Origin of the sequence: Micromonospora sp. ATCC 39149, assembly GCF_000158815.1 — a bacterium.
Classification (GTDB): domain Bacteria; phylum Actinomycetota; class Actinomycetes; order Mycobacteriales; family Micromonosporaceae; genus Micromonospora.
Genome location: NZ_GG657738.1, coordinates 3,640,997 through 3,642,764, shown reverse-complemented (window position 1 = coordinate 3,642,764; position 1,768 = coordinate 3,640,997). Strand labels below are relative to the sequence as shown.

Sequence of the window (1,768 nt, the reverse complement as noted above, 5' to 3'; positions counted from 1 at the left end):
CCGCTGGGCTCGATCACCCGGGAGGACGTACAGCGGGCAGCGAGCGACACCGCGACGGCGGCCGGGCCGCCGACGGTACCGGCCGCCACGGCCGGGGGCTTCGGCGCGGACCGCGAGCAGCGCATCCCGGTCAAGGGGGTGCGCAGACTCACCGCCGAGAACATGTCCCGCTCGGCCTTCACCGCCCCGCACGTGACGGAGTTCCTGACCGTCGACGTGACGCGGGCGATGAAGGCCCTCGACCGGCTCCGCGGCCGGCGGGAGTGGCGCGACGTCCGCGTCTCGCCGCTGCTGCTGGTCGCCAAGGCCGTGCTGCTGGCGGTACGCCGGCACCCGATGGTCAACTCGACGTGGGCCGGCGACGAGATCGTCGTCAAGGACTACGTCAACCTGGGTATCGCGGCGGCCACGGAGCGTGGCCTGATCGTGCCGAACATCAAGGACGCCGGCCGGCTCACACTGCGTGAGCTGGCGGACGCGCTGACCGACCTGGTGCAGACGGCGAAGGCCGGCAGGACCTCACCGGCCGACATGTCCGGCGGCACTCTGACGATCACCAACGTCGGGGTGTTCGGGGTCGACACCGGCACGCCGATCCTGCCCCCGGGCGAGTCGGCGATCCTGGCCCTCGGCGCGGTACGTGAGATGCCCTGGGTACACAAGGGCAAGGTCCGCCCGCGCCAGGTGACCACGCTAGGTCTCTCTTTCGACCACCGGATCATCGACGGCGAGCTCGGCTCGAAGTTCCTCCGCGACATCGGGGACTTCCTGGCCGATCCGGAGGCGGCGCTGCTCGCCTGGACCTGACGGGTACACGACACCAGCGACGGCCGGTGTGCCACGGGTGAACGCCCGGCACACCGGCCGTAACTGTTGAAGGAAGAAAGAGCCATACCCGAGCCCTGTTGACCTACGATCCTTAGGCAAGTGTCTCACCTCACCTAATAATCGTTGGCGCTTCCGGCCCCGTTGCGGTTCAATTGAGTCGTCAAGGGGCTGACAACCGAATAAGCCAGGGGGAGATCCAGATGAGCATGATCGAGCGAATCCGCAACCGCCGCGACGCCAACCGCCGGGCCCGTGCCATCGAGCACGCCCTGCGCTCGGCCAATTCGCCTGCGGTCCGCGAGGAGCTTCTCGCCATCGCCCAGCGTCACATGAGCTGACGCCTCCCACTTCTTCCATCTTCCTTCAGTTCGACGACCCGCCCGGTTCCCCCGGGCGGGTCGTCGGCGTTTCGGCCCTATTGACACCGGGATTCCGCCTCGCCGCACCGCCCGGTACGGTGGGGCTCGGTCGTCAACCGCCCGCCGGACCCCGTCACGCCGATAGAAGCTGCCCGGAACCGTCCGACGACGCGGAGTGACGGTCGGTGCTCCCCGGATGCCGCGGGCGGTCACCGGATACGGTGCGGGGAGTCCCCACGGTCGGCACCGCCGGCCACATTGGCACCCACGCCGACACGCCGTCGGCATCGGCGGCCGACATGTGATGGAGGAGGCGCACCGATGACGTCCGAGGGCCCGCACCACCCCGGCCAGGAGCCGGACGAGGTGTCGCCGGGCACCGGCGCACCGGCGCCGTACGGCGTCGCCAACCCGGACCTGGGCTGGGCGCCCCCACCACCCGCGGCCCGGCCGAACCCGCCCGCTCCCGCCTGGGCGACACAGAACGATCAGCCCCCGGCCCCCGCCTGGGGCGCCCCCACCGCACAGGGTGACCAGCCGCCGACCGCAGCCTGGGGCGCGGTCCCGCAAGGTGACCAGCC

General features: G+C 71.0%; 2 protein-coding genes and 1 pseudogene. All 3 read left to right on the top strand.

The annotated features are described in order from the left end of the window. A partial coding sequence (locus MCAG_RS15485; protein WP_036373588.1) for a dihydrolipoamide acetyltransferase family protein occupies positions 1–807 on the top strand: 807 nt, incomplete at its 5' end. Between the two features lie 221 nt (positions 808–1,028). After that, the gene (locus MCAG_RS33720; protein ID WP_165823299.1) at positions 1,029–1,166 is read left to right on the top strand and encodes a hypothetical protein; all 138 of its coding nucleotides are present in this window, start codon (positions 1,029–1,031) and stop codon (positions 1,164–1,166) included. A 342-nt stretch (positions 1,167–1,508) separates the two neighbouring features. Then, positions 1,509–1,768, top strand: a pseudogene (locus MCAG_RS34865) (hypothetical protein); the annotation flags it as partial.

What these genes read in the sequence shown, in the direction of transcription:
- MCAG_RS33720 (WP_165823299.1), top strand. Translation starts at nt 1,029, where the DNA reads ATGAGCATGATCGAGCGAATCCGCAACCGCCGCGACGCCAACCGCCGG.